Here is a 24827-nt window from a genome sequence, read left to right as displayed (position 1 = left end):
TGCCGGAGGCGCCCCCGATTCGCTTTCCGGGAAGGGCGGTTGGCAGGATCACGCACCATGAACCCGGACAGCGACGGCACCCCGCCCACGAGCACCGAGTCCCGCCTCGCCCTGATCGACGAAGTCCTCACCCTGCCGTACCCCGTGACGGAGGAGAGCGAGGACAACGGCGTACGCGACAGCGGCCCCGCGCACCATCTGCTGATCCTGCTGGCGAGCCGTGACTTCTGGGACGACAGGTCCCCCGAGATCGTCGAACCCGCGGAGCAGGAGATCGAGGCCGAGTTCAGTGTCCTGGCGACCGCGCTGAGCGAGCGGTGGGGCGAGCCCGAGACGGTCGAACTCTGGCCCTACCTGGCGGAGGACCTCGTGGCGGAGGACCTTCCGGACAGGGATGGGGATGGGGATGGCGACGGGCGGGGCCCGGGTCCCGTTCCGGAGCCGATGGGGCGGCTCTGCAGCCTGGCGGGCAGCATGCAGGTCTGGCGCGTCCCCGGAGGCACCCGGTGGCTCGGCCTCGCCGTGGGCCAGGCCGATCCCGAGTTCCCCATCTGGCTGCTCGCCGCCGTCGGGGAGGTGGCGACGCTTCCGGGGTGAGGCGCTGCCGAGTCGCGCAGCCGCAGGCGTCGTCGTAGCCGTCGGAGGCCAGGAGCCCGGTTCCGGGACCGGCGTCAGAGCATCTGGGGCTTGACGGACATCAGCAGGTGCTGGTGCGTGGGATGCGCGGTGTCCTCCTCCCCGCCGGTGATCATGGCGCGCTGCCCCGGACCCATCAGCCGCATCCGGACCGTCGTGTCCTCGAAGGAGGACAGCGCGTCCATCAGGTACGCGGGGTTGAAGGCGACGGTCATCTCCCCGGCCCCCTCCAGGGTGGCGGGCAGCCGCTGCGACGCCACGTCGTCCTCGAACCCCGCCTGCAAAAGCACCGAGCCGTCCGGTCCGCCGGTGAAGGTCATCTGCAGGGGGCTGCCGCCGTCCGCGACCACGGACACCCGTCTGACGGCCTCCACCAGCCGGCCCCGGTCCAGCACGGCGACGGCGGGATCGGCGAGCGCGAACAGCTTGTCGTGGCGCGGCAGTCTGCCGTCCAGGAGCCGCACCGTCGTCCGCGTACCGGCGTGTTCGAAGCCGACCGACCCCCCGTCGACGGCGACACTGACCTGGCCCGAGCCGCCGAGTGACCTGGCGATCTCGGCCAGCCGACGGGCCGACACCACGACGTCGGCCCCGGCCTCGGGCGCCGTCGCCTTGAACGGCAGGGTGCGCACCGCGAAGCGGTACCGGTCGGTCGCGGCCAGCGTCATCGTGGATCCGTCGAGCCCGAGCCTGATGCCGGTGAGCGTCGGCAGGGTGTCGTCCCGCCCGGCGGCCACCGCCACGTGCCCGACAGCCGCGGCGAACTCCCCGGCGTCCACCGCGCCCCGCACCTCGGGCAGCGGCGGCAGCGCGGGGTAGTCGTCGAGCGGCAGGACCGAGAGGCCGAAGCGCGAGTCGTCACCTGCGACCGTGAGGCGCGAGCCCTCGACCGCGCACTCCACGGGCCCGTCCGGCAGCACCTTGCAGATGTCGAGGAGCCGTCGCCCCATGACCAGCACCTTCCCGGCCCGGACGGTGTGGGCCTCCGTCTCGACGAGGGCGGAAGCCTCGAAGTCCAGCCCGGAGACCCGGAGTCGGCCGGCGTCCGCATCGAGGAGCAGACCTCCGAGTACGGGCACGGGGGACCGGGCGGGCAGGACCCGGGCAGCCCGGGAGACGGCTTCGGTCAGCGCGCCACGTTCGATGCGGAACTCCACGGCAGGGGCCTCTCGTCCGGTGTGCGGCACGGTCGAGATCCACGCTAGGCGGCACCACTGACAACCGGTGCGGGCCGACGACAGCGACCACCCCCGTGAGCCGCTGCCGTCGTGTCGCCCGGACGTCCCCCGACATCCGGCGCCATACCCGGACCAGGACGTTCCGACGTCCCCCGACGTCTCCCGAACGCCCCGGAACACCTTGGGAACTCTAGGCGGGCGGGGCTGTGGGCCGGGAGATTCAATTCGCCCCGTGTGGCCCGCGACGGGTATCAAACCGCACAGCCGTCCCGGTACTCTGCACTCCGGTTTCGGAGTACGAACGTTTCGGGCGGCAGGCGGGCGGCGAACGGGGGACATGTGGGCGCGCGGGAACGGGCCGACGACGTACTGCTGATGTACCGGCTGGCGCGGACCGGCGGGTCACCGGAGCTGCTGCGCAGAATCGCCCAGCGGGCCGAGGGCTGGGCCGGGATCCTCGACAAGGACGGTACGGTCCTCCAGGCCGTGGCCGGGAACGCCCGCTGGTCCGGGCACGAGGCGACCGGCATCGCCTCTCGTGCCGCGCGCGTGCTGACGGCCCGTGGCACCGGCTCCTACTCCCTGGACACCGGCGAGTGCGCCGCGTTGCTGCTCCCCCTGGACAGGGCGCCCGACGGCCGGGAGACGGTCCTCGCCGTGGTCACGCCGAAACCGCTGCCGCCGGGGCTGTCCACGTTGCTGGCCGACGCGGTGATGCCGCTGGCCCTGTCCTGGGCGTCCGAAACCCTGGAGCGCAGACGGCGGCGCGTGGACCTGGCGGACTCCCGGGGGCGTGAGGCCGTGCTGCACCTCCTCATGACCGGCCAGCTGTCCATCGCGCGTCAAGTGGCGGGCGCACTGCGGCCGAAGCTCCCCGATCCCGTGCGCGTCTGCGTCGTCGAGTGCTCCGGCGGGCAGCGGGACGAGGTGGCCCGGATCTGCGCGGACATCTCCGCCGGCCGGGCCTGGATCGTGCGCTGCCCGGTGTACGCCCGTCACCTGATCCTGATCATGCCGGACGAGGACGGAACGGGCCCGGCGGGACCGGACGGCGGCCGCACCCTCGACCTGGCGGTCGCCGGACTCGTGGACGACTGCGTCGTCGGCGTCAGCGAGGCGGTGCGGCTGTCCGACACGGCGACCGCCTACCGACAGGCCTTCCACGCCCTCGCCGTCGCCCGTGGAACCCCTGGACGCCATGCCAGGTTCGGCACCGCGCAGGAACCCGCCCTGCTCGTCGGCGCCGCGGGGGCGCGTTGGGCAGACGCCCTGCTCGCACCGCTGCTCACCCATCTGCCACGCCGCTCGCAGGACCCGGGCAGCCAGGAACTCGCGGCGACCGTCGCGTCCTGGCTGGCGTTCTCCTCCCACGCCACCCGGCACCTGAAGATCCACCGCAACACTCTGGCCGCCCGGTTGAAGCTGATCGGTGAACTCCTCGGCCTCGATCTGGACCGGGTCGCGGACCAGGCCGCCGTCGACCTGGCCCTGCGTATCAGGGCCGCCCCCACGCCGCAGGTTCCGGGTACCCGGACGGGGACCGGGACCTGCGGCGCGGTCCCGGGGGAGCTCGACACCGTCCTGTGTACGCCCGGGATGCGGGACTGGGCCGCCCATCAGGTGCGCCTCATCGAACCGGCCGGACCCACGGGCGAGGAGACCCTGCGGACCTGGCTGCGCTGCGAGGCCCGACTGAGCCCCACCGCGGTCGAACTGGGGATCTCGGTGCCCGGTGCGCGCAAGCGTCTCGGTCGGCTGGAAACCCTGCTGTGCCGGTCGCTGCTCCGCACCCCGAGCGCGCGGTACGACCTGTGGCTCGCCTTCCGGGCGTTGGACCTCGCGGAGTGAGTCCGCCGTGCCCGGCCCGTGCCGCACGCCGCTCCGGCCGGCCCGTCGTCGCCGGGCTCAGTCCGTTCTGGTGTACGTCAGGCTCTCGCCGGTGTCGGTGATCTCGCGGCGCAGGGTGCCGTCCGGCAGCAAGGTCAGGACCGTCGGCCTGCCGGGTGTGCAGGACGAGACCGGTTCCCCGGCGGTGACCTTCGAGGGGCCGATGTGGACCGGGGAGCCCGAGGAGGGCTCGCCCTCCAGCTCCGCCTGGAACACGCAGCGGTAGGAACCGCCGGTGTCGAGCGGGCCCTCGGCTGTCAGTGACAGAACGGTGTCGCCCACGGCGCCCTGCTGGAGGACGAGTTGGCGGGTGGGCGCGCCGGCACCACTGCCGACGGTCCCCGACCAGGTACCGAGATAGCCGGACGGAATGGTCCCGTCCGTGCTTCCGCCGTCCGACGAGGAGCCCTGGCCGGAGTCGGAACCCCCGCCGTGCGAGGCCGTGGGATAGCCGTCGCCCCGCATGAAGGCGTAGACCCCCCAGGCCACACCGGCGGCGACGACTACCGCGACCACGCCGAGCAGCAGGGCGGAACCGGTCACCCGCCGGCGATCACGCCCGGGGGCGGCCGGGTTGCCAGGGGGCGCGGCGTACGGGGGAGTGGGGCCGTATCCGTAGGCAGGGGCGGGGTGTTGCGGATAGCCGTACGAGGGCTGTGGCGCAGGGGCCCGCCCCGGTCCCGTCCGGCCGCCCGACGCGGGAGGGCCGGACGGGCGGGTCGCGGCGGAGGAGTGTCCGGCGGGCGCCGGAAAAAGCTCCTGCGGACGCCGCCCCGGTGCGGAGGACGGCCCGCCGCCTCCCGGTCCCGGTGCGGAGGACGGCCCGCCGCCTCCCGGTCCCGGTGCGTACCGGACGCCCGTCGGGAGGCCACCGGACGCCGGGCCTCCCGATGCCGGACCGCCGCCCTCCGCCTCCGCCTCCTCCTCCGGGTCCTCGGAGTCCAGCAGTTCCACCGCGTGCCGCCCCAGTTGGGCGATCAGCGCCCCGGGCAGCCAGGGCTCCGCCGTGTCCGTGCCGCCGAGCCGTTCCCGCACGGCGTCAGGGGAGGGGCGAGCGGCGGGGTCCTTGGCCAGGCACTCCCCGATCAGCTCGACCAGCTCCGCAGGTACGCCGGTGAGGTCCGGGTCCTCCTGCGCGATCCGGAACAGCAGCGCGTGCACCCCGCTGTCCGCCGAACCGAACGGAGGCCGGCCGGTCGCCGCGTACGCGAGCACCGAGCCGAGGCAGAAGACGTCGCACGCGGTCGTCAGCCGCTCGCCCCGCACCTGCTCGGGCGCCATGAATCCGGGTGAGCCGATCATCGAGCCCGTACGGGTGAGACCGCCCTCGGCCGCGGTCTCCAGGGCCCGGGCGATACCGAAGTCGATGACCCGCGGACCGTCGATCGTCATCAGGACGTTGGACGGCTTCAGGTCACGGTGGATCAGACCGGCGCCGTGGATGTCCTGGAGGGCTCCCGCGAGTCCGGCGCCCAGGACGCGGACGGAGCGTTCGGGCAGCGGACCGTACGCCCCCGAGTCGGAGACCGCCGTGCCGGAGCGGCCCGAGACGATGCGGTGGAGCGAGGGGCCGGCGACGTAACCGGTGGCCAGCCACGGCACCACCGCGTCGACCCCCGCGTCGAGCACCGGCGCTGTCCAGGCGCCCCCGACGCGTCGGGCCGCCTGCACCTCGGCGCGGAAGCGGTCGCGGAACCGCTGCTGTGCCGCGAGCTCGGTACGGACCAGTTTGATGGCGACCGTGCGCCCGCGGTCCGAGCGGGCCAGGAAGACCTGGCCCATCCCGCCCGAGCCGAGGCGGCCCAACAGGCGGTAGGTGCCGATGCGTTGCGGATCGCCGGGTCCCAGCTTCTCCATGGTGCGCTTCCTCCCCCGTACGGTGATGGCGGACCGAGGTCGAGAATAGCGGCGCGCACCCCGGGTGCCGTCGTCAGTTCCCGGGGGAGTCCGGTGGCTGCGCGGACGCGGTCGTCAGGGTGTCCATCGCCTCCGACAGGCGCTCCAGCACCGCGACGGTCCTCGCGAACTCCTCCTCACCCAGTTCCCCGGCCAGCCGCGCCGCGAACTCCGCGTGGCCGGGGTCGATCCGGCTCACCGCGGCCCGCCCCGCCGGCGTGGGCCGGAGCAGCTTGGCCCGCCGGTGGGCCGGGTTGGCGACGTACTCCGCGAGACCCCGGTCCACCAGCAGGTCGGCGATCCGCTGCACGCTCTGCCGGGTGATCCCCATCGCGCGGGCGATGCCGGAGACGGGGAGCGGCTCGCTCAGGACCGCGCCTAGCACCTGCCAGCGGGCCGCCGTGAGTCCGGCCGGCCCGGCCAGCTCCTCGGCGACGGACAGGAACCTGCCGTTGAGCCGGAACACCGCGATCGCCGTGCGGCTGAACCGGTCGGGGTTCTCGCCGCTCTTCCCGCTCATCCTTCGAGCACCTCGTACGCGCTCGCGTCCGAGTCGTGGAAGAGCCGGAACCAGGCGTCCAGCTTCTTCGCCTCGTAGACCCCGAGCAGCCCGAGGATCTCCCTCGCGAAGGCGACCGGTTCGGTGGGGCCGGCGGTGACGAGAGCGCCGCGGGAGGGCCCTGGGGCGTCCGTCACCGCGTCGGCGTCGACGTAGTGGCCGCCGCCCGCGTACCCCGTGGCCGCGAGGTAGTGGGACACGGCACTCGTGTGGGCGCGGTCGTCGAGCAGTCCCTCGCGGGCCAGCCCCGCGGTGGCACCGCAGATGGCGGCCACCGGCACGCCCGCGTCCAGGAAGGCGCGTGCCGCCCGAGCGAAGGGGGCGAGTGTCCCGCCGGTGTCCCAGAGCGACGCGCCGCTGAGGAGCAGCAGCCCGCTGTCCTCGGGCCGCAGCACGCCCAGTGCGAGATCGGGCCGGACGCGGAGTCCGCCCATCGTGGTGACGGGCGCGGTGGTGAGGCCGACGGTCCGCACGGTGTGACCGTGCCGGGTGAGCTGTGCCGTGGCGAAGCCCGGCTCCCAGTCGGCGAAGGTGTCGTAGACGGCCAGGTGGACGGTCGTGCCGGTCATGGTGGCCTCCGGTGGCGGAACGCGGGAACCGTATGACAGAAGGCTGCCATGATGACAGCATGCTGTCAATTTGCGGTGCCACCCGGTACGGGAACCCGACACCCTGCCGAGCGGGGCGGCCCACGCCATACAAAGTGGCCATGGAGGACGGCCGGGACCACCGCCTACGCTCGCCGCATGACCCCCGATGCCCCTCGCGCCCCGTACGTCGACCCCGTAGCGGGCGCGGCCGTGAAGGCCGCCGACCGCGCCCACGTGTTCCACTCCTGGTCCGCCCAGGGCCTGATCGACCCGCTCGCCGTCGCCGGCGCCGAGGGGGCGTACTTCTGGGACTACGAAGGCAACCGCTATCTCGACTTCACCAGCGGCCTCGTCTTCACCAACATCGGCTACCAGCACCCCGCGGTCGTCGCCGCGATCCAGGAGCAGGCCGGGAAACTCGCCACGTTCGCCCCGGCGTTCGCTGTCGAGGCGCGCTCCGAGGCGGCCCGCCTGATCGCCGAGCGCACCCCGGGCGATCTGGACAAGATCTTCTTCACCAACGGCGGCGCCGAGGCCGTCGAGAACGCCGTCCGCATGGCCCGTCTGCACACCGGACGCCCGAAGGTGCTCTCCGCCTACCGCTCGTACCACGGCGCCACCGCCACGGCGATCAACCTCACCGGCGACCCGCGCCGCTGGGCGTCCGACAACGGCTCGGCGGGCGTCGTCCGCTTCTGGGCGCCCTTCCTCTACCGCTCCCCGTTCCACGCGCGCACCGAGGCCGAGGAGTGCGCCCGCGCGCTCCAGCACCTCGAGGACACGCTGGCCTTCGAGGGCCCGGCGACCGTCGCGGCCGTGGTCCTGGAGACCATCCCCGGCACGGCGGGCATCATGACGCCGCCGCCCGGCTACCTCGCGGGCGTCCGCGAGATCTGCGACCGGTACGGAATCGTCTTCGTGCTGGACGAGGTGATGGCCGGATTCGGGCGCACCGGGCAGTGGTTCGCCGCCGACCACTACGAGGTCGTGCCGGACCTGATCACCTTCGCCAAGGGCGTCAACTCCGGTTACGTGCCGCTCGGCGGTGTCGCCATCAGCGCCGAGATCGCCGCCACCTTCGAGACCCGCCCCTACCCCGGCGGACTCACCTACTCCGGACACCCGCTGGCCTGCGCCGCCGCGGTCGCCACCATCAAGGTCATGGAGGAGGAGAGGACCGTCGAGGGCGCCGCGCACCTCGGCGAGCACGTGCTCGGTCCCGGACTGCGGAAGATCGCCGAGCGCCACCCGTCGGTCGGCGAGGTGCGGGGGCTCGGCGCGTTCTGGGCGCTGGAGCTGGTCCGCGACAGGGAGACCCGCGAGCCGCTGGTCCCGTACAACGCGACCGGTGAGGCCAACGCGCCGATGGCGGCCTTCGGCGCCGCCTGCAAGAAGAACGGCCTCTGGCCCTTCATCAACATGAACCGCACCCACGTGGTCCCCGCCTGCAACATCACCGAGGCCGAGGCCGAGGAGGGGCTCTCCGCCCTGGACGCGGCGCTCTCGGTCGCCGACGAGCACACCGTGTAGAACGCACCGGAACGACGCCCTCCCCCGTGACCGGTACCGGACGGACGCCTGGCTTAAGGTGACCCAAGCCGAGAACGGGAGGGGGCGTCATGGGCGCGGGCGTGACCCGCAGCACGCTGCGGCAGCAGATCGCCGACGCACTGCGTGACGAGGTCCTCGCTGGGCGTATGCGGCCGCGGGTGGAGTTCACCGTCAAGCAGATCGCCGAGCAGTACGGGGTGTCCGCGACCCCCGTACGCGAGGCGCTCTTCGACCTCTCCGCGCAGGGGCTGCTCGAATCCGACCAGCACAGGGGTTTCCGGGTCCGTGAGTTCACCGTCGCCGACTACCGGTCGATGGTGGAGGCGCGCGCGCTGGTCATAGACGGCGTGTTCCGTGGGATCTTCGACGGAACCGGCTCGGCGCCGGCCGTGGTCGCCGCCCACCGGCCCGCCCTCGTCTCGGTACGCCGCCGGGCCGAGGAGGCCGCACGGGCGGCACGCAGCGGCGACCTGGACATACTCATCGGGTACGACCTGCGGTTCTGGCGGGAGCTCGGCGCGGTCATCGGCAACACGTACATCAACGACTTCCTGCAACGGCTCCGGATGCAGGCCTGGGTCTTCGCCGTCCCGTACCTCCGGGGTGACGGCGACGTGTGCGACTGGCTGTGGAACGGCCACCAGGAATTGGTCGAGGCGATCACGGCCGCCGACGGACCCGCCGTACGCACGGTGCTCGACGACTACTACGCGCACGGACTGAGCTGGGCGGACCGGCTCGCCGCCGGGAACCCCCCGCACCCGGGTCACTGCGCCGGCTGACCCCGGGCGCGCACCGCCGCCCCACACCCTGTGCGCGAGGTCCCGGTCGCATTACGCTGTCCCGACCATCGCACGAACCCGTTGGAGAGCGAGACTTCGTGGCCTGTGACCTGTGGCTGGTCCCCCTCGTCGATGTGCTGTGCCACAGCCCCGACAACCCGTTCGCCGAAGAGATCGCCGTCTACGACAACGCGCTGACCGAGGCGGGGCTGCCGCCCGTGCCCGTCTACGCCTACATGCCCGGCCTGACCGGGGACGTCGCCCCGGTCGCGGGCTTCGACTACGACGCCCTGCACTTCCTGCGCCGCGCCTACCTGCTCCAGCTGAGCGGGCTCGCCGTCACACCCGTCGACGAACTGGGCGGGGACTACGAGCAGTTGCTGGAGATGTTCGAACAGAGCGCACAGGCGTCGCACATGGTCTGGCACTACGACCACGCCGGGGCGTACGTCCCGCTGGACTTCCCCGCCCCGCTCTCCAACGACCAGCTCCTGGAAGGCGGCGGCCCACTGGGCTCGGCCCACGGGCTCCTGCGCGAGCTGGAGTTCGTCGCCCCGTCCATCGGCATAGACCCGGCCAACCCCCCGGCCGCCCCGCTTCCGCCGACCGGGCCGACGACGCTGGAGGAGCGGGCCGCCTCGGTCCCGTACGACGAAAGTCCGTTCGCCCGGGAGCGGCACGTCTGGCTCGGCCTGCACGCGGCGGCCACCCGCAGCCTCGCGCAGGGCTCGATGATCATCTTCAGCTGACCGGATTCCGGTACCGGGCTCGTATGTCTCCGGTACCGGGTCTCCGGAACCGGGCGTGGACGTCTCCGGAACCGGGCATGGACGGTGAGGGCCGGGCGTGGACGTCTCCGGAACCGGGCGTGGACGTGAGGACCGGGCGGGACGGCGAGGGCCGGCCCCGCCCGTGCCGTGCCCCTCAGCGGGGAGGCTCCGGGGGCCTCTGGCGCGGCATGTTCGGACGGGCGACCGACGGCATGGTGAGCCGGCCGTGGGACACCCCGGGCTCGGGGCGGCCGCCGGCCCCGCCGGACACCAGCGACTGCATGCCCATCGGCGCGGGCCCGGCCCGGAACTCCACCATCCAGTCCGCCGTCTCCGTACGGACGAGTTCGGTGATGTCCTCCGAGAACCGGCGCAGCACGCCCAGGCACCGCTCCGCGGCCTCGCTGGCCGTGCCCTCGGTCGGCCCGAGCATCTCCCGCACGCACTCCGACGCCCAGTCGAACTGCAGCACCTGGAGGCGCCGCTGCACGGCCTGCGCCGTCGCCAGGTTCCTTATCCAGCCGGAGGTCAGTCCGAAGTACCGGTCGCAGCCCATGCACGCGGCGCCCAGCAGCAGCGACAGATAGCCCCAGCCCGCCGACCCGTGCAGCTCGCCCGTCAGATCGAGCAGGGGGAGGGCCGCGCCCGCGATCACCCCCACCGCCGTGCCGACACGGAGGAGCCGGGCCGTGCGCCGCTTGCGGATCCGGTCGCGCAGATACCAGTCGGCGGTGTCCAGGGCGCCGGCCTCGACCCAGCGGTAGAGCTCGTCGAGCCGTTCGGCGGGCTCGCCCCAGTCGCCGAGCGGGAAGGCGCGGCCGGTCAGGTCCCGGGGGCCCGAACCGTAGCGCGTGGTGGACCGTTCGGTTCCGGTACCCGCGCCGGATCCAGCGCCGGACTCCTTGCGGGGCTGCCCGTCGGGCTGCATCTCCGGCTGACTCACCGGGGCACTCCTCTGCACTCTGCGCTCGGCGCGTGACGACGCGGATCGGCACGGTTGTCGGTCACGGATGGGACGGATCTCCGGCATATGACCGGGTCCCACTCGTGTAACTCTGCGTTACCTTCGATGTGCGTGTGCGTAGGGATACGCGTCCTCTTCCTACCGCCGAATGGTGGGGCATGGGGTCGAAATCGCGGGATTCCCGGGTGCGCACGGCCTCTGGTCAGGTATAGGAGCGCGGCAGGCCGGTTTCGGAACTCACTCGAAAGAGTTGCTCCCCTGCGGGTGGGGCGCGGCGTCCGGTGAGCACGTAGGCTCGGCGTACCGAAACAATCCGTCGTCGAAGTGCCAGGAGTGACCGTGATTCCCGGTGGTGGCCAGCCCAACATGCAGCAGCTGCTCCAGCAGGCCCAGAAGATGCAGCAGGAACTCGCCGTGGCCCAGGAGGAGCTCGCCAGGACCGAGGTCGAGGGCCAGGCCGGCGGCGGCCTCGTGAAGGCCACGGTGACCGGGTCCGGTGACCTCCGCGGCCTCGTCATCGACCCCGGCGCCGTGGACCCGGAGGACACCGAGACGCTCGCCGATCTGGTGGTCGCCGCGGTCCAGGCGGCGAACGAGAACGCCCAGCAGCTCCAGCAGGAGAAGCTCGGCCCGCTGGCCGAGGGCCTGGGCGGCGGCGGGATGCCCGGCCTCCCGTTCTGACCCCTGCAGCCACCCGCACGCACCGGTCGCGGCGCGAGCGGGAACAAGGAAAGGCGATCCGTTGTACGAAGGCGTGGTTCAGGAGCTCATCGACGAGCTGGGCAGGCTGCCCGGCGTCGGTCCCAAGAGCGCGCAGCGGATCGCCTTCCACGTCCTGCAGGCCGAGCCCACCGACGTACGCCGTCTGGCCCACGCCCTCCTCGAGGTGAAGGACAAGGTCCGCTTCTGCGAGGTCTGCGGCAACGTCGCCCAGCAGGAGCAGTGCGGTATCTGCCGCGACGCGCGCCGCGACCGCACGGTCATCTGCGTGGTCGAGGAGCCCAAGGACGTCGTGGCGGTCGAGCGGACCCGTGAGTTCCGTGGCCGTTACCACGTGCTCGGCGGCGCGATCAGCCCCATCGAGGGCGTCGGCCCCGACGATCTGCGCATCAGGGAGCTCCTGGCCAGGCTCGCGGACGGTTCGATCACCGAGCTGATCCTGGCGACGGACCCCAACCTCGAGGGCGAGGCCACCGCGACGTACCTCGCCCGGATGGTGAAGCCGATGGGCCTGCGGGTGACACGGCTGGCGAGCGGACTGCCGGTGGGCGGCGACCTGGAGTACGCCGACGAGGTCACGCTCGGCCGTGCCTTCGAGGGGAGGCGGCTCCTCGATGTGTGACCTGACATCTGATGGCGGCTTTACGTCCGGCGGCGCTATCTTCTACCCACCGTTCGCGACCGTGCCCACGGGAGGTCCCCTCGATGTCTGACGCCACGCTGAATTCCGTCACGCAGGACCCGGACGACTTCGCCGTCCAGATCGCGGACCAGATCAAGACGTTCATCGTCGCGGTCACCGAGGTGTCCAGGGAGGACGAGCCCGAGAAGGCCGTCCCCGTCCTCCTCCTCCAGGTCTCCCAGCTGCTCCTGGCCGGCGGCAGGCTCGGCGCCTACCAGGACATCCTCCCGGACGAGCGGTACGAGCCCGATCTGGGACCCGAACCGGACGCCGACGGCCTGCGTGAGCGCTTCGCGGAGCTGCTGGAGCCCATCGACGTCTACTCCGAGGTCTTCGACCCGTACGAGCCCCGTAAGCCCCCCGTGCCGCACCGCATCTCCGACGACCTGGCCGACCTGGTCACGGACCTCGGCCACGGGCTGGCCCACTACGAGGCGGACCGCACGGCGGAGGCCATGTGGTGGTGGCAGTTCTCGTACTTCTCCAACTGGGGCTCCACCGCGTCGGCGGCCCTTCGCGCCCTGCAGTCGCTGATCGCCCACATCCGGCTGAACCAGCCGCTCCAGGAGCTCGACGGGCTGGACACGGACCAGGACCCCGGTGACGGTGACCTGGCGGAGGAAGCGGGCCGCGTGATGGCCGCGGAGATCGGCGGGCCGCTCGGCCTGCGGCCCGTTCTGTAGCGGTCCGCGGCTTTACTCGCCCTGCGCCCCGCTGTGTCCTGGGACACAAAGAGGCGTGCGGTTCGAAGATGCCGGGCAGCAGCCCCGTACGAGCGGTTCGGAGCGACCTGCCGTCCGTGTGGTGGGCGGGACATCTCACCATCCGGTATCGACAGGTCGATTCCGGGCTGCTCGTTAAACTGAGCCGACCGCACCATTATTGAGCGAGGAGCGCACGTGGGCCTTGTCGTGCAGAAGTACGGAGGCTCCTCCGTAGCCGATGCCGAAGGCATCAAGCGCGTCGCCAAGCGAGTCGTGGACGCCAAGAAGAACGGCAACCAGGTGGTTGTCGTGGTGTCCGCGATGGGCGACACGACGGACGAGTTGATCGATCTCGCCGAGCAGGTATCCCCGATGCCTGCCGGGCGTGAGTTCGACATGCTGCTGACCGCCGGAGAGCGGATCTCCATGGCCCTGCTGGCCATGGCGATCAAGAACCTGGGCCATGAGGCCCAGTCGTTCACCGGAAGCCAGGCCGGTGTCATCACCGACTCGGTCCACAACAAAGCGCGCATCATCGATGTCACGCCGGGCCGCATCCGGACCTCGATCGACGAGGGCAACATCGCCATCGTCGCGGGGTTCCAGGGCGTGAGCCAGGAGGGCAAGAACATCACGACCCTCGGGCGCGGCGGCTCGGACACGACCGCCGTCGCGCTGGCCGCCGCGCTCGACGCGGAGGTCTGTGAGATCTACACCGATGTGGACGGTGTCTTCACCGCCGACCCCCGGGTCGTGAAGAAGGCCCGGAAGATCGACTGGATCTCCTTCGAGGACATGCTGGAACTGGCGGCGTCCGGTTCCAAGGTGCTGCTGCACCGCTGTGTCGAGTACGCACGCCGCTACAACATCCCGATCCATGTCCGCTCGTCCTTCTCCGGACTCCGCGGCACCTGGGTCAGCAACGAGCCGCAAGGGGACCAGCAGGTGGAGCACGCCATCATCTCCGGAGTCGCCCACGACGTCTCCGAGGCCAAGGTCACGGTCGTCGGCGTGCCCGACAAGCCGGGCGAGGCCGCCGCCATCTTCCGCGCCATCGCGGACGCCGAGATCAACATGGACATGGTGGTGCAGAACGTCTCCGCCGCCACGACCGGGCTGACGGACATCACGTTCACGCTGCCCAAGGCGGAGGGCCGCAAGGCGATCGACGCCCTGGAGCGCAACCGCACCGGCATAGGGTTCGAGTCGCTGCGCTACGACGACCAGATCGCGAAGATCTCCCTCGTCGGCGCCGGCATGAAGACCAACCCCGGTGTCACCGCCGGCTTCTTCGAGGCGCTGTCCGACGTCGGCGTGAACATCGAGCTGATCTCGACGTCCGAGATCCGCATCTCGGTGGTCACCCGGGTCGACGACGTCAACGAGGCCGTGCGCGCCGTGCACACCGCCTTCGGTCTCGACAGCGACTCCGACGAGGCCGTCGTCTACGGAGGCACCGGCCGATGACCGTGCGCCGCCCTTCGCTCGCGGTCGTGGGTGCGACCGGGGTGATCGGCGGCGTCATGCTCCAGATCCTTTCGGAGCACGCGGACGTCTGGGGCGAGGTCAGACTCGTCGCCTCCCCGCGTGCGGCCGGCACCGAGCTGGTCGTCCGAGGCCGGGCGACCGAGGTCCTCGCGATCTCCGAGGACGTGTTCGACGGTGTGGACGTCGCCCTCTTCCTGGTGCCGGACGAGGTGTCCGCGCAGTGGGGCCCGGTCGCCGCTGCCCGGGGCGCCGTGGTCGTGGACGACTCGGCGGCGTTCCGGCTGGACGACGACGTGCCCCTCGTCGTGCCCGAGATCAACTCCCATGCCGTGCGGCGCAGGCCGCGCGGCATCGTCGCGTCCCCGAACTGCGCGACCCTCTCGCTCATCGTCGCGGTCGGTGCGCTGCACGCCGAATTCGGTCTGCGGGAACTGATCGTCTCCTCGTACCAGGCGGTGAGCAGCGTGGGCCGGGACGGCGTCACCGCGCTCCGCGAGCAGCTCGCCTTGGTGGCGGGCACGGAGCTGGGCACACGGCCCGGGGATGTGCGGCGGGCTCTGGGCGACGGGGAGAAGAGCCCTTTCGCCGCCCCGGTGGCCCTGAACGTGGTCCCGTGGGCGGGGACCGACGCGGGCGACGGCTGGTCGTCGGAGGAACTGGCGATCCGCGAGGAGTGCCGGAAGGTCCTGGGTCTGCCCGGCCTCAAGGTCACCGCCACCTGTGTCTACGTCCCCGTCGTCGCGGCGCACTCCATGTCGGTGCACGCCCGCTTCGAGAACGAGGTCGCCGTGGACCGCGCCCACGAGGTCCTGGCGACCGCGCCCGGCGTCGTGCTCTTCGACAGCCCGGCTGCCGGCGACTTCCCCACGCCCTCGGACGTGGTGGGCACCGACCCGACCTGGGTCGGGCGGGTGCGGCAGTCGATGGACGATCCGCACGCCGTCGAGATGTTCATCTGCGGAGATAACCTCCGAAAGGGTGCGGCCCTCAACGTGGCCCAGATCGCCGAGTCCCTGGCCGGAGAATTTTCCCGGACCTGATCGAACCTCTTTTGTAGGATCTGTGTGAGCCCTGTGGGCAATTCGCTGATCTGAACCTCTTGAGCTGGGGTGTTGTCGTATCCGACGATGATCTCCTGAGCTTCTGCAACCGTTGGTCGGATGCGGCGCGTCTACGTCGTCACTTCTTGCGTGACTGGATGTGTTTTCGGGGCATTTGGGGAAGAGCGGGTACGGATGAGGGCATGTCGCACCGCATCGAACGTGGTGCCGTTGGCGTACAACCCTGACGGGGGGATGAGTGTCCAACTGGCGTGGCAGAGGTTCTCGACATCACAGTGGTGGGCCCGTTGCGAGGCGCTTCGGTGCGCCCGCTCCGGCGGCCCCGCGCACCCGGCGGTATGCCGGTGATCGCGCCCATGCCCGCCGCGCGTCCCACCCGGCTGCCTTCGCAGCGCGAGGGCGCTGAGGAGACGGTGGCTGCGGGAACGACGGTCGATCATCTGACCGAGACCTATCGCGCCCACTACCGTTCGCTGCTGGGCCTGGCCGCCCTGCTGCTGGACGACACCGCGTCCTGCGAGGACGTGGTGCAGGAGGCGTTCATCCGGGTGCACTCCGCGCGGAACCGGGTGCGTGAACCCGAGAAGACGCTCGCGTATCTCCGGCAGACCGTGGTCAACCTCTCCCGCTCCGCGCTGCGTCGGCGCATCCTCGGCCTGAAGCTCCTCTCCAAGCCGATGCCCGACATGGCGAGCGCGGAGGAGGGGGCGTACGACCAGCTGGAGCGGGACGCCCTGATCAAGGCGATGAAGGGGCTGCAGCGCCGCCAGCGCGAGGTGCTGGTGCTGCGCTACTTCTCGGACATGACGGAGGCTCAGGTCGCCGAGGCGCTGGGCATATCGCTCGGTTCGGTGAAGGCGTACGGCTCCCGGGGTATCGCGGCACTGCGCCTTGTGATGGAGGCGCAGTCATGAACGGGCCCGAGAACAGGCACGACGATGACCGGACTGGAAACGGAATTGTGAACGACGGGCTGGACGGCAACCCGAACACCGATCCCGAGCAGGACGGTGAACGTAAGCAGGACAAGGACGACAGCGGCGCGGTCGACGGCGCGGAAGCGGCCCCAACGGCCGCCGGTGGTGGTGCACCAGCCAGTGGTGGTGGCGCACCCGCCGGTGGTCCGGTGCCCGGTGGCGGTTCCGGGTCCGTGGACGGTTCCGGGTCCGGCTCCGCGGATGGTTCCGGGTCCGTGGACGGTTCCGCGCCCCGCGACGTCGAGGACGGCGATGGCCCCGCGTCCGTCGGCCGTCGCCCCGCTTCCGCCGCCGGTGGTCCCGTGCCCGGCGCCGGTGAGGCGTCCGGCGACGGTGGTCCCGGTGGCACGCTGACCGCGCTCTTCGGAGCCGGGACCGCCAGCACCCGTGGCGGAGACTTCGGTCGTGTCCCGAGGGGTGTCTCCGACGCAGGGGAGGACGCCGGGAAGTTGGACGAGGCCGAGCTGCGCCGGATGCTGCGCGGGGCGGTCCACGGCCTTGAGCCCTCGGACGGCACCCTCGACCACCTGTGTCGCGCGGTGCCGGCGCGGCGCGCCCGGCGGCGTCAGGCCGTGGTGGGCGCGGCCGCTGCGGCACTGCTGATCGGTACGGCGGTCCCCGCCTTCGTGCATGTGGCGAACTCGGACGGCTCGGTCACTGCCGACCCGGCCATCGCCGGGCACGGCCAGCAGGCGCAGGGGGGCAGCGGCGAGGACGCGGGCTCCGGGTCCGGCGTCCAGGAGTCGGCCGGGCCCGAGGACCACCGGAGCGCGGGGGCGGAAGGCGAGGGCGGCGACTCCTCGGCCCCGGCCGAAGGCTCCGACCCCGATGCCGAGGGCAGCGGGAGCGAGTCCCTCGACAACACCCCGGGCGGGAAGACCGCCGCCGCCACGGCCTGCGACCCCGGTCAACTGGGTATCGCCTCCGCGGAGGCAGGCGCCGCAGGCGCCAACGGCACCGTGTACGGAACGTTCAGGATCGCCAACGTGTCCGGCAGTTCCTGCTCGGTGACCACCAACGGCACGGTCGGCTTCCAGGCGGCGGGTGCGGCCGACCCGCTGAAGATCAGCGTCGTCCAGCACACTGCGGGCGACCCTGCCGGCGGCCTGCCCGATCCTTCCCTGGAGCCGGGCACGGTGTTCCTCAAGCCGGCGATGGCCTACGAGGTCCGCTTCGCCTGGGTGCCGTCGGACACCTGCCCGACCACCGGCGGCTCGCCCAGCCCCACGCCCACCGACGGAGTCGGAGGCGGCGGCGACAGCACCGGGACCACCGCGGGGACGGCGGACACCGCCGCGCAGTTCGGCAGCGCCGACGAGGGCCCGGCGGACGGCAGTATCGCGGTCACACACACACCGGAGACGGGAGCGCCGACAGCGGAGACCACGATCTCCAACGCCTGCGCCGGAACGATCTACCGCACGGGCGTCCTGGAAGCCTCGTAGCCGGAGATGGGCGGGGGCCGCCCGAACCTGCCGGGTTCGGGCGGGCCCCCGCCCATCTCCGTACCTCGCTGTCGTACCTCGGTGTAGTTCAGTCGGCGTCGGCCGCGAGTCCCAGCTCGACGTCGCGAGCGGCCTCCGCCTCACGGCGGACCAACCGGAACCACATGAAGAGGACGAAGCCTCCGAAGACGAACCACTCGCCGGTGTAACCGAGGTTCTGGAACGCCTTCAGGTCGAGTCCGCTGCCCTGAGCCGCCGCGGCCGGCACCGGCTCCATACCGCCGCCCGAACCGCCCGGACCACCCGAGCTTCCCTGACCGCCCGGACTTCCCGGACCGGCTTCGGGCAGGGTCACCCAGGCGTCGTACACGTCGTACGGGACGAGGTTCACCAGGGACGCGGCGCTGATCATGCCGAGCTGCCCCTCGGGGAGTCCGCCCGTGACGTCCACGCCCTTGCTGCCACTGTTCTCGGAAGCCTGCAGATCGCCGGTCACGGTCACCACACCGGCCGGTGCCGCCGGGACCTCGGCGCTGCCGGGTGTCCCCGGCAGCCAGCCCCGTACGACGGGCAGGGCCTTGCCGCCGTCGGTGCGCAGCATGTCGAGCACGTAGAAACCGCTGCGGTCGTCCAGCTTGCGCCCGGGGACGAGGAACTGGTCGGCGTAGGTCCCGGTCGCCATGGCGGGGCGTCCGGAGGTCTCCGTGCTCACCGGAAGCAGCTCGTCGAGCGGTTTCGCGGCGCGGGTACCCGGATCCGGGCGCTCCTCGGCCTCCTCATGGGTCTGGACGCGGTCCTCGAAGCGGCCGAGCTGCCAGGTGCCCATGAACACGCAGAACGGTATGGCCAGCACGACGAAGAGGTTGATCCCCCACCATCGCGGGGTCAGCAGGAACCGGTACACCCCTCCACGGTACGGTTCCGCCGTCCGGGCCTCCGGAGCGGGGTGCACCATTTATCCGGACCTTATGCCGTCGGCCCCCGCCCCTCCCCGGCCCGGTCGACGCCCTGCGCCGGACCCAGGTGCCGCAGTGTGAAGTCCAGTTCCAGCCGGACCTGTTTGACGCGCTCCTCCACGACGAGCGAGCCGTGACCCGCGTCGTACCGGTACACCTCGTGGACGGCGCCCCGGGCCGCGAGGCGGTCCACGTAGTTCTCCACCTGGCGGATCGGGCAGCGCGGATCGTTGACGCCGGCCGAGATGTAGACGGGTGCGCGCACGGCGTCGACGTACGTCAGGGGGGACGACGCCTCGAAGCGCTCGGGCACCTCCTCCGGGGTGCCGCCCAGAAGAGTGCGGTCCATCGCCTTCAGAGCCTCCATCTCGTCGTGGTAGGCGGTGACGTAGTCCGCGACCGGGACCGCTGCCAGCCCGAGGGCCCAGGCGTCAGGCTGCGTGCCGAGACCGAGCAGGGTCAGATAGCCGCCCCACGAGCCGCCGGCCAGCACCAGCCGTTCCGGGTCCGCGAGCCCCGATTCGACCGCCCACTCCCGGACCGCCGCGATGTCCTCGAGTTCGATCAGGCCGACCCGGTGCTTCAGCGCGTCCGTCCAGGCACGGCCGTAACCGGTCGAGCCGCGGTAGTTGACCCGCACGACGGCGAAGCCGTGGTCCACCCAGGCGGCGGGACCCGATGCGAAGGCGTCGCTGTCGTGCCAGGTCGGTCCGCCGTGTATCTCGAAGACCGTGGGGAACGGCCCGTCACCGGTGGCCGGCGTCTGGACCAAGGCGTGGACCCGGCCTCCCGGACCGTCGACCCAGACGTCGCGCACCGGCACCGAGGCCGGCGCCTTCGCTCCGGGCGGGTCGAGGACGACCGTGCCGTTCGTGGACCGCACGACGGGTGGCTGCGCTGCCGACGACCAGAGGTACTCGACCGTGCCGTCGGGGCGTGCCGTGGCGCCCGAAACCGTGCCGGCAGGCGTCTCGACCCGCACCGCGTCCGCTGAACCCGGCTCGTGGCGCCACAACTCGCTGCGTGCCTCGAAGCTGTGCTCGACCAGCAGCGCCGAACCGTCCGGGTACCACTCGGCGCCCACGTCACCGGGCAGATCGATCGGCAGGTCCGTCTGCGTCCCGGCGACCGGGTCCCAGATCATCGGCTCCCATCGGCCGCGCCGCTGGTGCCCGACCAGCAGCCGGGTGTCACCTGCCACCGGGGCGAAGCCCAGCACCGAAAGGCCCAGCTCCTTCGTGCCGCCCTCGGTGTCGTCCAGCTCGGCGACCGTCGAGCCGTCGGGGCGCACCACCCGCAGAGCGGAGTGCATCGCGTCGCCGTGCTCCGTGTGTTCGAGGGCGATCAGGGTCCCGTCGTGGGAGAGGTCCCCGACTCCGGCGGACTCCCGGTGCCGGTAGATCACGACCGCTCCCTTCCCGGGGCGCACCAGGTGAACGGTCGTGCCGTCCTCGTCGGTCGAGCGGCCGATGACCGCCGTGCCGTCCCGCCCGATCGCCAGCCCGGCCGGGTAGGAGGGCTCGAGGCCGGGCGCGGCCGTCTCGTCCGCACCGCCGTCGAAGGGCTGCCGCATCCACACGCCGAACTCGTCGCCGTCGGTGTCGGCGAACCACCAGACCGTCTCGCCGTCCGGCGTCAGCACTCCGTCGGTCGTCCCGTTGGGCCGGTCGGTGACCTGACGCTGCTTCCCGGTCACCCGGTCCCAGGCGTACAGCTCGTAGGTGCCGGTGGCGTTCGAGACGAAGAGGGCGCGGTCCGGGGCGTCCTCGGCCCAGTCGGGCAGGGACACCCGGGCAGCGCGGAAACGCTGCTCCCACTGTGGCGGCTCCTGCTCCCGCTCGGGCACTGACGCTTCGTTCTGTGTGTCGCTCATGGCCCCATCCAACCCGATGTGGCCGTGACGCCGGGCAGCCTGTGGACAACTGTCCACACGTAACCCCAGCCTGTGGGTAACTTTCCGGCGCGCGCGCCAGCGGTTCCCGGCAGCACGCGCGAGACCCGCGCCCGTGGCGGACGCCCCGGCCGACCGACCGCCGGCTGTCAGTGGTGTGCGCCACACTCGGGGGCATGACGGAGATGGCCCGGGGAGCCGGGCAGAAGTGGGGAGCCGCGGAGGTTCGTGCGGCGGTGGAGGCGCATCTGGCCGCGGCGGACGCCCGTGACTGGGACGCGTTCGCCGCCACCCTCGCCGACGACGTGGTGTACGACCTTCCGCAGAGCCGGGAGCGGATCCTCGGCAGGGAGCGGTACGTCCGGTTCAACCAGGAGTACCCGGGGGACTGGCACGTCCGGGTCGAGCGAATAGTGGCCGACCCGGGGAGGGGCGGCAGGCCGCCGTCCGGACGGTGTGCACCGTCGGGTCGGAGGAGATGCCCGCCGTCCACTTCTTCAGCTTCGACGCCGGCGGCCGGATCACGGAGGTGACGGACTTCTGGCCCGAGCCGTACGAGCCTCCGGCCGGCCGCGAGCACCTCGTCGAGCGGTATTGAGGCCGGCGGACGGGCCGGCGTCCGGAACGACGCGAGGCCGTGGGCGACGGGGCAGGACAGGGCGCGTCCAGTGACCTGGGGTGCCGCACGGGGCGGGGCCCGGAGCGCTGCGGGTGCGGTGCCCCCGCCCGGTCCCCTCGCCCGCTGACACCGGCGCGGCGGCACCTCCGGGGACGACCCGGTGATGCCGCCGAGTGGACCGGGCGGGCAGAAGCGTCAGCGGGCGCTGTTGTCCGCAGCGCCCCGAAGGGCTATGCCGCGGAGCGGAAGGCCGGCAGGTAGCCGTTCGACTGCCCGACGGCCTTGGGGTGGTAGGAGTTGGTGATGGGGATGGACACGCTGTGGATCCAGGCGTCACCGGAGCAGAGCTCGTGCCCGGTGAACTCGTCCACCACGCTGGAGAAGGTGAACCCCGCGTCCGCCGCCCGCTTGGCGAGGACTCCGTTGAGCACGTCGGAGGCGTTGTTGATCGCTCCGCGCTCGGTCTCCGTGAGCCCGGCGATGCAGCTACCCGACAGCTGGTAGAAGCGCGGGTAGCCCAGGACGACCACGCGGGCCTGCGGCGAACGCGAGCGGATGCCCGCGTACAGCGAGTCGAGCGCCCCCGGCAGTGTGTTCTGCGCCTGCGAGATCGCCGTGTTCACCCGGCTCACACAGGTTGCCTCGCTCTGCAGGACGCAGGTCTGCATGACGTCGGCGAAGCCGACATCGTTGCCACCGGCCGTGATGCTGACGAGCGTGGTCGACGAAGTCAGCGCGCTCAGCTGACTGCTCGCCACGGAGGACGTCGTCGCACCCGAGCAGGCGACGAACTTGAACGACGAGGGGGCGTTCGCGTTCTTCCAGAGGTACGGGTAGGCGTTGGTGCTGCGCAGGCAGTCGCCGCTGTCCGACGTGTAGCTCCCGGCTCCCACTCCGGAGGAGTAGGAGTCACCGAGAGCGACGTAGTCGGCCCCTGCGGCGGAGGCTGGTTGCGCGAAGCCGAGTGCGGCCACGGCGGCGATCGCGAGAGTGAAGACGGAAGCCCGGAAGGTGCGTACTGACATGGCTGCCAGCCCTTCGAAATGTGGGGGGTGAGTGGGGAGTTCGTGGGGCGAGCACGTTTGTAGCAGCTCCCGGTACCCGTCGGTAAGTGCTCTCGGAAGAAGTCGTCTGATATGCCCGAATGATCGTTCGGTGGTCGATGCTCCGCGCGTAGATAAACCTTCAACAGGCCCTCGAATGAGTGAAGTTGCGGGTCGAGTCGAAACTCTGCGTGACTCCTGTGAGCCGCTCCCAGCGGGCGTCCGTCCTCCCGGACCGGGCGCCGCGGGACACCTCCGCGCCGTCGTCACGCCCGCTCCGGGCCGTCGCATGACTGCGGCCGCCAGGAGTCCTGGCGGCCGCAGTCATGGGTGTGGGTTCAGCTCTACAGCGTGCGCTCCAGCCGGTCCGCCATCAGCCTGCTGAAGCGGGAGGGGTCGGTCAGCTCGCCGCCGTCCGAGAGGAGGGCCAGCCCGTGGACGAGCTCGGCCGTCTCGGTCAGCTCGGTGGCGGAGTCGGAGTCGTCGCCCTTCGACGCGTGTGCCTTCTTCAGCCCGCTGATCAGGGCGTGCGAGGGGTTGAGCTCCAGGATGCGCTTGGTGTGCGGCACTTCCTGGCCCATGGCGCGGTACATGTTCTCCAGGGCGGGGGTGGCGTCGTGCGTGTCGGACACGATGCAGGCCGGAGAGACGGTCAGCCGGGAGGAGAGCCGCACCTCCTTCACGGTGTCGGCCAGCTGTTCCGTCATCCAGGTCAGAAGACCGGCGTAGTCCTGCTGCTGCTTCTCGCGCTCGGCCTCGACCTCCTTCTTCTCCTCGTCGCTGTCCAGGTCGACCTCGCCCTTGGCGATGGACTGCAACGGCTTGCCGTCGAACTCCGGCACGGACTGGACCCAGACCTCGTCGACGGGGTCGGTCAGCAGGAGGACCTCGAAGCCCTTGGCCCGGAACGCCTCCATGTGGGGCGAGCTCTCCATGGCGGCGCGCGATTCGCCGGTCATGTAGAAGATCTGCTCCTGGCCCTCCTTCATCCGCTCCACGTACGAGCGCAGGGTGGTCGGTTCCTCCTCGTCCCTGGTCGAGGAGAACGAGGAGATCTCCAGGATGGCGTCGCGGTTCTCGAAGTCCTGGAACAGCCCCTCCTTGAGGACCCGGCCGAATTCCTTCCACAGGGCCGTGTACTTCTCGGGGGCGTTGGACCTCATGTCCTTCACCGTCGAGAGCACCTTCTTGACCAGGCGGCGCCGCATCATCTCGATCTGGCGGTCCTGCTGCAGGATTTCCCGCGACACGTTGAGCGAGAGGTCCTGGGCGTCGACCACACCCTTCACGAAACGGAGGTAGGTCGGCATGAGGGCTTCGCAGTCGTCCATGATGAACACGCGCTTCACATAGAGCTGCACTCCGCGCTTGTGGTCCTGCATGAACAGGTCCTGCGGTGCGTGTGACGGCAGGAAGAGAAGTGCCTGATATTCAAAGGTCCCCTCCGCCTGCATGCGGATGGTTTCGAGCGGGTCGGTCCAGTCGTGGCTGATGTGCTTGTACAGCTCGCTGTACTCCTCATCGGTCACGGAGTCCTTCGACCGTGCCCACAGGGCCTTCATCGAGTTGACCGTCTCGGTCCCGGGCTCGGCGCCCTCCTCGCCCGACACCGCCGCCATGCGGATCGGCCAGGTGATGAAGTCCGAGTAGCGCTTGACGATCTCCCTGATCTTCCAGGGCGAGGTGTAGTCGAAGAGCTTGTCCTCGGTGTCCTCCGGCTTGAGCCGCAACGTGACCGAGGTGCCCTGCGGGGCGTCGTCGACGGGCTCGACGGTGTAGGTGCCCTCGCCGCCGGACTGCCAGCGGGTGCCCTTCTCCTCGCCCGCGCGCCGGGTCAGCAGGGTGACCTCGTCGGCGACCATGAAGCTCGAATAGAAACCCACACCGAACTGGCCGATGAGCTCCTCGGACGCTGCGGCGTCCTTGGCCTCCTTCAACTCCTGGAGGAATTTGGCCGTACCGGAATTCGCGATGGTTCCGATCAGCTGCACGACCTCGTCGTGCGACATTCCGATGCCGTTGTCGCGCACGGTCAGTGTGCGCTTCTCCTGATCCGCCTCGATGGCGATATGCAGGTCGGACGAGTCCGCCCCGAGGTTTTCGTCACGGAGGGTTTCCAGTCGCAGCTTGTCCAGCGCGTCCGAAGAGTTGGAAATGAGCTCGCGCAGGAACACGTCCTTGTTCGAGTAAATCGAATGGATCATCATCTGTAGGAGCTGACGCGCTTCTACCTGGAACTCGAATGTCTCGGCCGGCATGGGTGCGGTTTCCCTTTCTGGGTAATTGATCTGAGTCGACACATATCGTAACCAGACCCCGGAGCACTCATGTGCCGCGTGAGGCAAGGCTGTTGACCTCAGAGAGCCCCGGCGTCGTGGATGTGGGCGGCGGACTCGGGTGATCCAGGACGGGGACGGACGCCCCGACC

Annotated in this window: 21 protein-coding genes and 1 pseudogene; 13 read left to right on the top strand and 9 right to left on the bottom strand. The window is 71.2% G+C overall.

Going from position 1 to position 24827, the window contains the following annotated elements; genetic code table 11:
- Window positions 1-57: 57 nt before the first annotated feature.
- The gene (locus AB0I83_RS12025; RefSeq protein WP_363304487.1) at window positions 58-597 is read left to right on the top strand and encodes a hypothetical protein; all 540 of its coding nucleotides are present in this window, start codon (window positions 58-60) and stop codon (window positions 595-597) included.
- A gap of 74 nt (window positions 598-671) precedes the next feature.
- On the opposite strand, the gene dnaN is transcribed toward AB0I83_RS12025, so the two are convergent.
- On the bottom strand, window positions 672-1793 hold the full coding sequence (dnaN, locus tag AB0I83_RS12020; protein ID WP_363304639.1) for a DNA polymerase III subunit beta: 1122 nt from the start codon (window positions 1791-1793) through the stop codon (window positions 672-674).
- A 396-nt stretch (window positions 1794-2189) separates the two neighbouring features.
- Between dnaN and AB0I83_RS12015 the strand changes: the two genes are divergently transcribed.
- Window positions 2190-3662 (top strand): helix-turn-helix domain-containing protein, encoded by a 1473-nt coding sequence (locus AB0I83_RS12015; RefSeq protein WP_363304638.1) that lies wholly within the window; start codon window positions 2190-2192, stop codon window positions 3660-3662.
- Window positions 3663-3719: 57 nt separating this feature from the next.
- Here the strand turns inward: AB0I83_RS12015 and AB0I83_RS12010 are convergent, their stop codons facing one another.
- The 3 genes from AB0I83_RS12010 to AB0I83_RS12000 form a co-directional block, all read right to left on the bottom strand.
- Window positions 3720-5558: a serine/threonine-protein kinase gene (locus AB0I83_RS12010; RefSeq protein ID WP_363304486.1), complete on the bottom strand. Its 1839-nt coding sequence runs from the start codon at window positions 5556-5558 to the stop codon at window positions 3720-3722.
- A 73-nt stretch (window positions 5559-5631) separates the two neighbouring features.
- Window positions 5632-6117, bottom strand: coding sequence for a MarR family transcriptional regulator (locus AB0I83_RS12005; protein WP_363304485.1), 486 nt, complete (start codon window positions 6115-6117; stop codon window positions 5632-5634).
- Window positions 6114-6725 (bottom strand): DJ-1/PfpI family protein, encoded by a 612-nt coding sequence (locus AB0I83_RS12000; RefSeq protein WP_363304483.1) that lies wholly within the window; start codon window positions 6723-6725, stop codon window positions 6114-6116. The genes AB0I83_RS12005 and AB0I83_RS12000 overlap by 4 nt, the downstream gene beginning before the upstream one ends.
- A gap of 177 nt (window positions 6726-6902) precedes the next feature.
- Here AB0I83_RS12000 and AB0I83_RS11995 point away from each other — a divergent pair, with 177 nt between their 5' ends.
- The 3 genes from AB0I83_RS11995 (at window position 6903) to AB0I83_RS11985 (ending at window position 9828) form a co-directional block, all read left to right on the top strand.
- A complete protein-coding gene (locus tag AB0I83_RS11995; RefSeq protein ID WP_363304482.1) occupies window positions 6903-8276 on the top strand; it encodes an aspartate aminotransferase family protein in 1374 nt (457 codons plus the stop codon).
- An 89-nt stretch (window positions 8277-8365) separates the two neighbouring features.
- The gene (locus AB0I83_RS11990; RefSeq protein WP_363304480.1) at window positions 8366-9079 is read left to right on the top strand and encodes a GntR family transcriptional regulator; all 714 of its coding nucleotides are present in this window, start codon (window positions 8366-8368) and stop codon (window positions 9077-9079) included.
- Window positions 9080-9177: 98 nt separating this feature from the next.
- Window positions 9178-9828, top strand: coding sequence for a hypothetical protein (locus AB0I83_RS11985; RefSeq protein ID WP_356532299.1), 651 nt, complete (start codon window positions 9178-9180; stop codon window positions 9826-9828).
- A 175-nt stretch (window positions 9829-10003) separates the two neighbouring features.
- On the opposite strand, the gene AB0I83_RS11980 is transcribed toward AB0I83_RS11985, so the two are convergent.
- Window positions 10004-10792, bottom strand: a complete 789-nt coding sequence (locus tag AB0I83_RS11980) for an SLATT domain-containing protein (RefSeq protein WP_356532301.1) — start codon at window positions 10790-10792, stop codon at window positions 10004-10006.
- A 360-nt stretch (window positions 10793-11152) separates the two neighbouring features.
- On the opposite strand from AB0I83_RS11980, the gene AB0I83_RS11975 reads away from it, so the two are divergent.
- The 7 genes from AB0I83_RS11975 to AB0I83_RS11945 all read left to right on the top strand — a co-directional run bounded on the left by AB0I83_RS11975 (window position 11153) and on the right by AB0I83_RS11945 (window position 17890).
- Window positions 11153-11494: a YbaB/EbfC family nucleoid-associated protein gene (locus AB0I83_RS11975; RefSeq protein WP_356532517.1), complete on the top strand. Its 342-nt coding sequence runs from the start codon at window positions 11153-11155 to the stop codon at window positions 11492-11494.
- 61 nt (window positions 11495-11555) lie between these two features.
- Window positions 11556-12155: a recombination mediator RecR gene (recR, locus tag AB0I83_RS11970; RefSeq protein ID WP_356532303.1), complete on the top strand. Its 600-nt coding sequence runs from the start codon at window positions 11556-11558 to the stop codon at window positions 12153-12155.
- An 83-nt stretch (window positions 12156-12238) separates the two neighbouring features.
- On the top strand, window positions 12239-12898 hold the full coding sequence (locus AB0I83_RS11965) for a DUF5063 domain-containing protein (protein WP_356532304.1): 660 nt from the start codon (window positions 12239-12241) through the stop codon (window positions 12896-12898).
- 216 nt (window positions 12899-13114) lie between these two features.
- Window positions 13115-14386 (top strand): aspartate kinase, encoded by a 1272-nt coding sequence (locus AB0I83_RS11960; RefSeq protein WP_356532305.1) that lies wholly within the window; start codon window positions 13115-13117, stop codon window positions 14384-14386.
- Window positions 14383-15447, top strand: coding sequence for an aspartate-semialdehyde dehydrogenase (locus tag AB0I83_RS11955; RefSeq protein WP_356532306.1), 1065 nt, complete (start codon window positions 14383-14385; stop codon window positions 15445-15447). The genes AB0I83_RS11960 and AB0I83_RS11955 overlap by 4 nt, the downstream gene beginning before the upstream one ends.
- A gap of 359 nt (window positions 15448-15806) precedes the next feature.
- Complete coding sequence (locus tag AB0I83_RS11950; RefSeq protein ID WP_356532519.1) at window positions 15807-16382, top strand: SigE family RNA polymerase sigma factor; 576 nt, start codon at window positions 15807-15809, stop codon at window positions 16380-16382.
- Entirely contained in the window at window positions 16379-17890 is a 1512-nt protein-coding gene (locus AB0I83_RS11945; RefSeq protein ID WP_363304479.1) for a hypothetical protein, read from the top strand. Before AB0I83_RS11950 ends, AB0I83_RS11945 begins: the two co-directional genes overlap by 4 nt.
- Before the next feature lie 88 nt (window positions 17891-17978).
- On the opposite strand, the gene AB0I83_RS11940 is transcribed toward AB0I83_RS11945, so the two are convergent.
- Both AB0I83_RS11940 and AB0I83_RS11935 read right to left on the bottom strand, forming a co-directional pair.
- A complete protein-coding gene (locus AB0I83_RS11940; RefSeq protein WP_363304478.1) occupies window positions 17979-18794 on the bottom strand; it encodes an SURF1 family protein in 816 nt (271 codons plus the stop codon).
- A gap of 62 nt (window positions 18795-18856) precedes the next feature.
- On the bottom strand, window positions 18857-20719 hold the full coding sequence (locus AB0I83_RS11935) for a prolyl oligopeptidase family serine peptidase (RefSeq protein WP_363304477.1): 1863 nt from the start codon (window positions 20717-20719) through the stop codon (window positions 18857-18859).
- A 203-nt stretch (window positions 20720-20922) separates the two neighbouring features.
- Between AB0I83_RS11935 and AB0I83_RS11930 the strand changes: the two are divergent.
- Window positions 20923-21335, top strand: a pseudogene (locus tag AB0I83_RS11930) (nuclear transport factor 2 family protein).
- A gap of 251 nt (window positions 21336-21586) precedes the next feature.
- Here AB0I83_RS11930 and AB0I83_RS11925 read toward each other — a convergent pair.
- Both AB0I83_RS11925 and htpG read right to left on the bottom strand, forming a co-directional pair.
- Window positions 21587-22381 carry an SGNH/GDSL hydrolase family protein gene (locus AB0I83_RS11925; protein ID WP_356532313.1) on the bottom strand — a complete coding sequence of 265 codons (795 nt, stop codon included), beginning with the start codon at window positions 22379-22381 and terminating at the stop codon, window positions 21587-21589.
- 362 nt (window positions 22382-22743) lie between these two features.
- Window positions 22744-24657 (bottom strand): molecular chaperone HtpG, encoded by a 1914-nt coding sequence (htpG, locus tag AB0I83_RS11920; RefSeq protein WP_363304476.1) that lies wholly within the window; start codon window positions 24655-24657, stop codon window positions 22744-22746.
- Between the last annotated feature and the right edge of the window lie 170 nt (window positions 24658-24827).

Origin of the sequence: Streptomyces sp. NPDC049970 (genome assembly GCF_040660235.1) — a bacterium.
Lineage (GTDB): Bacteria > Actinomycetota > Actinomycetes > Streptomycetales > Streptomycetaceae > Streptomyces.
This window is presented reverse-complemented; position numbering and strand designations above follow the sequence as displayed.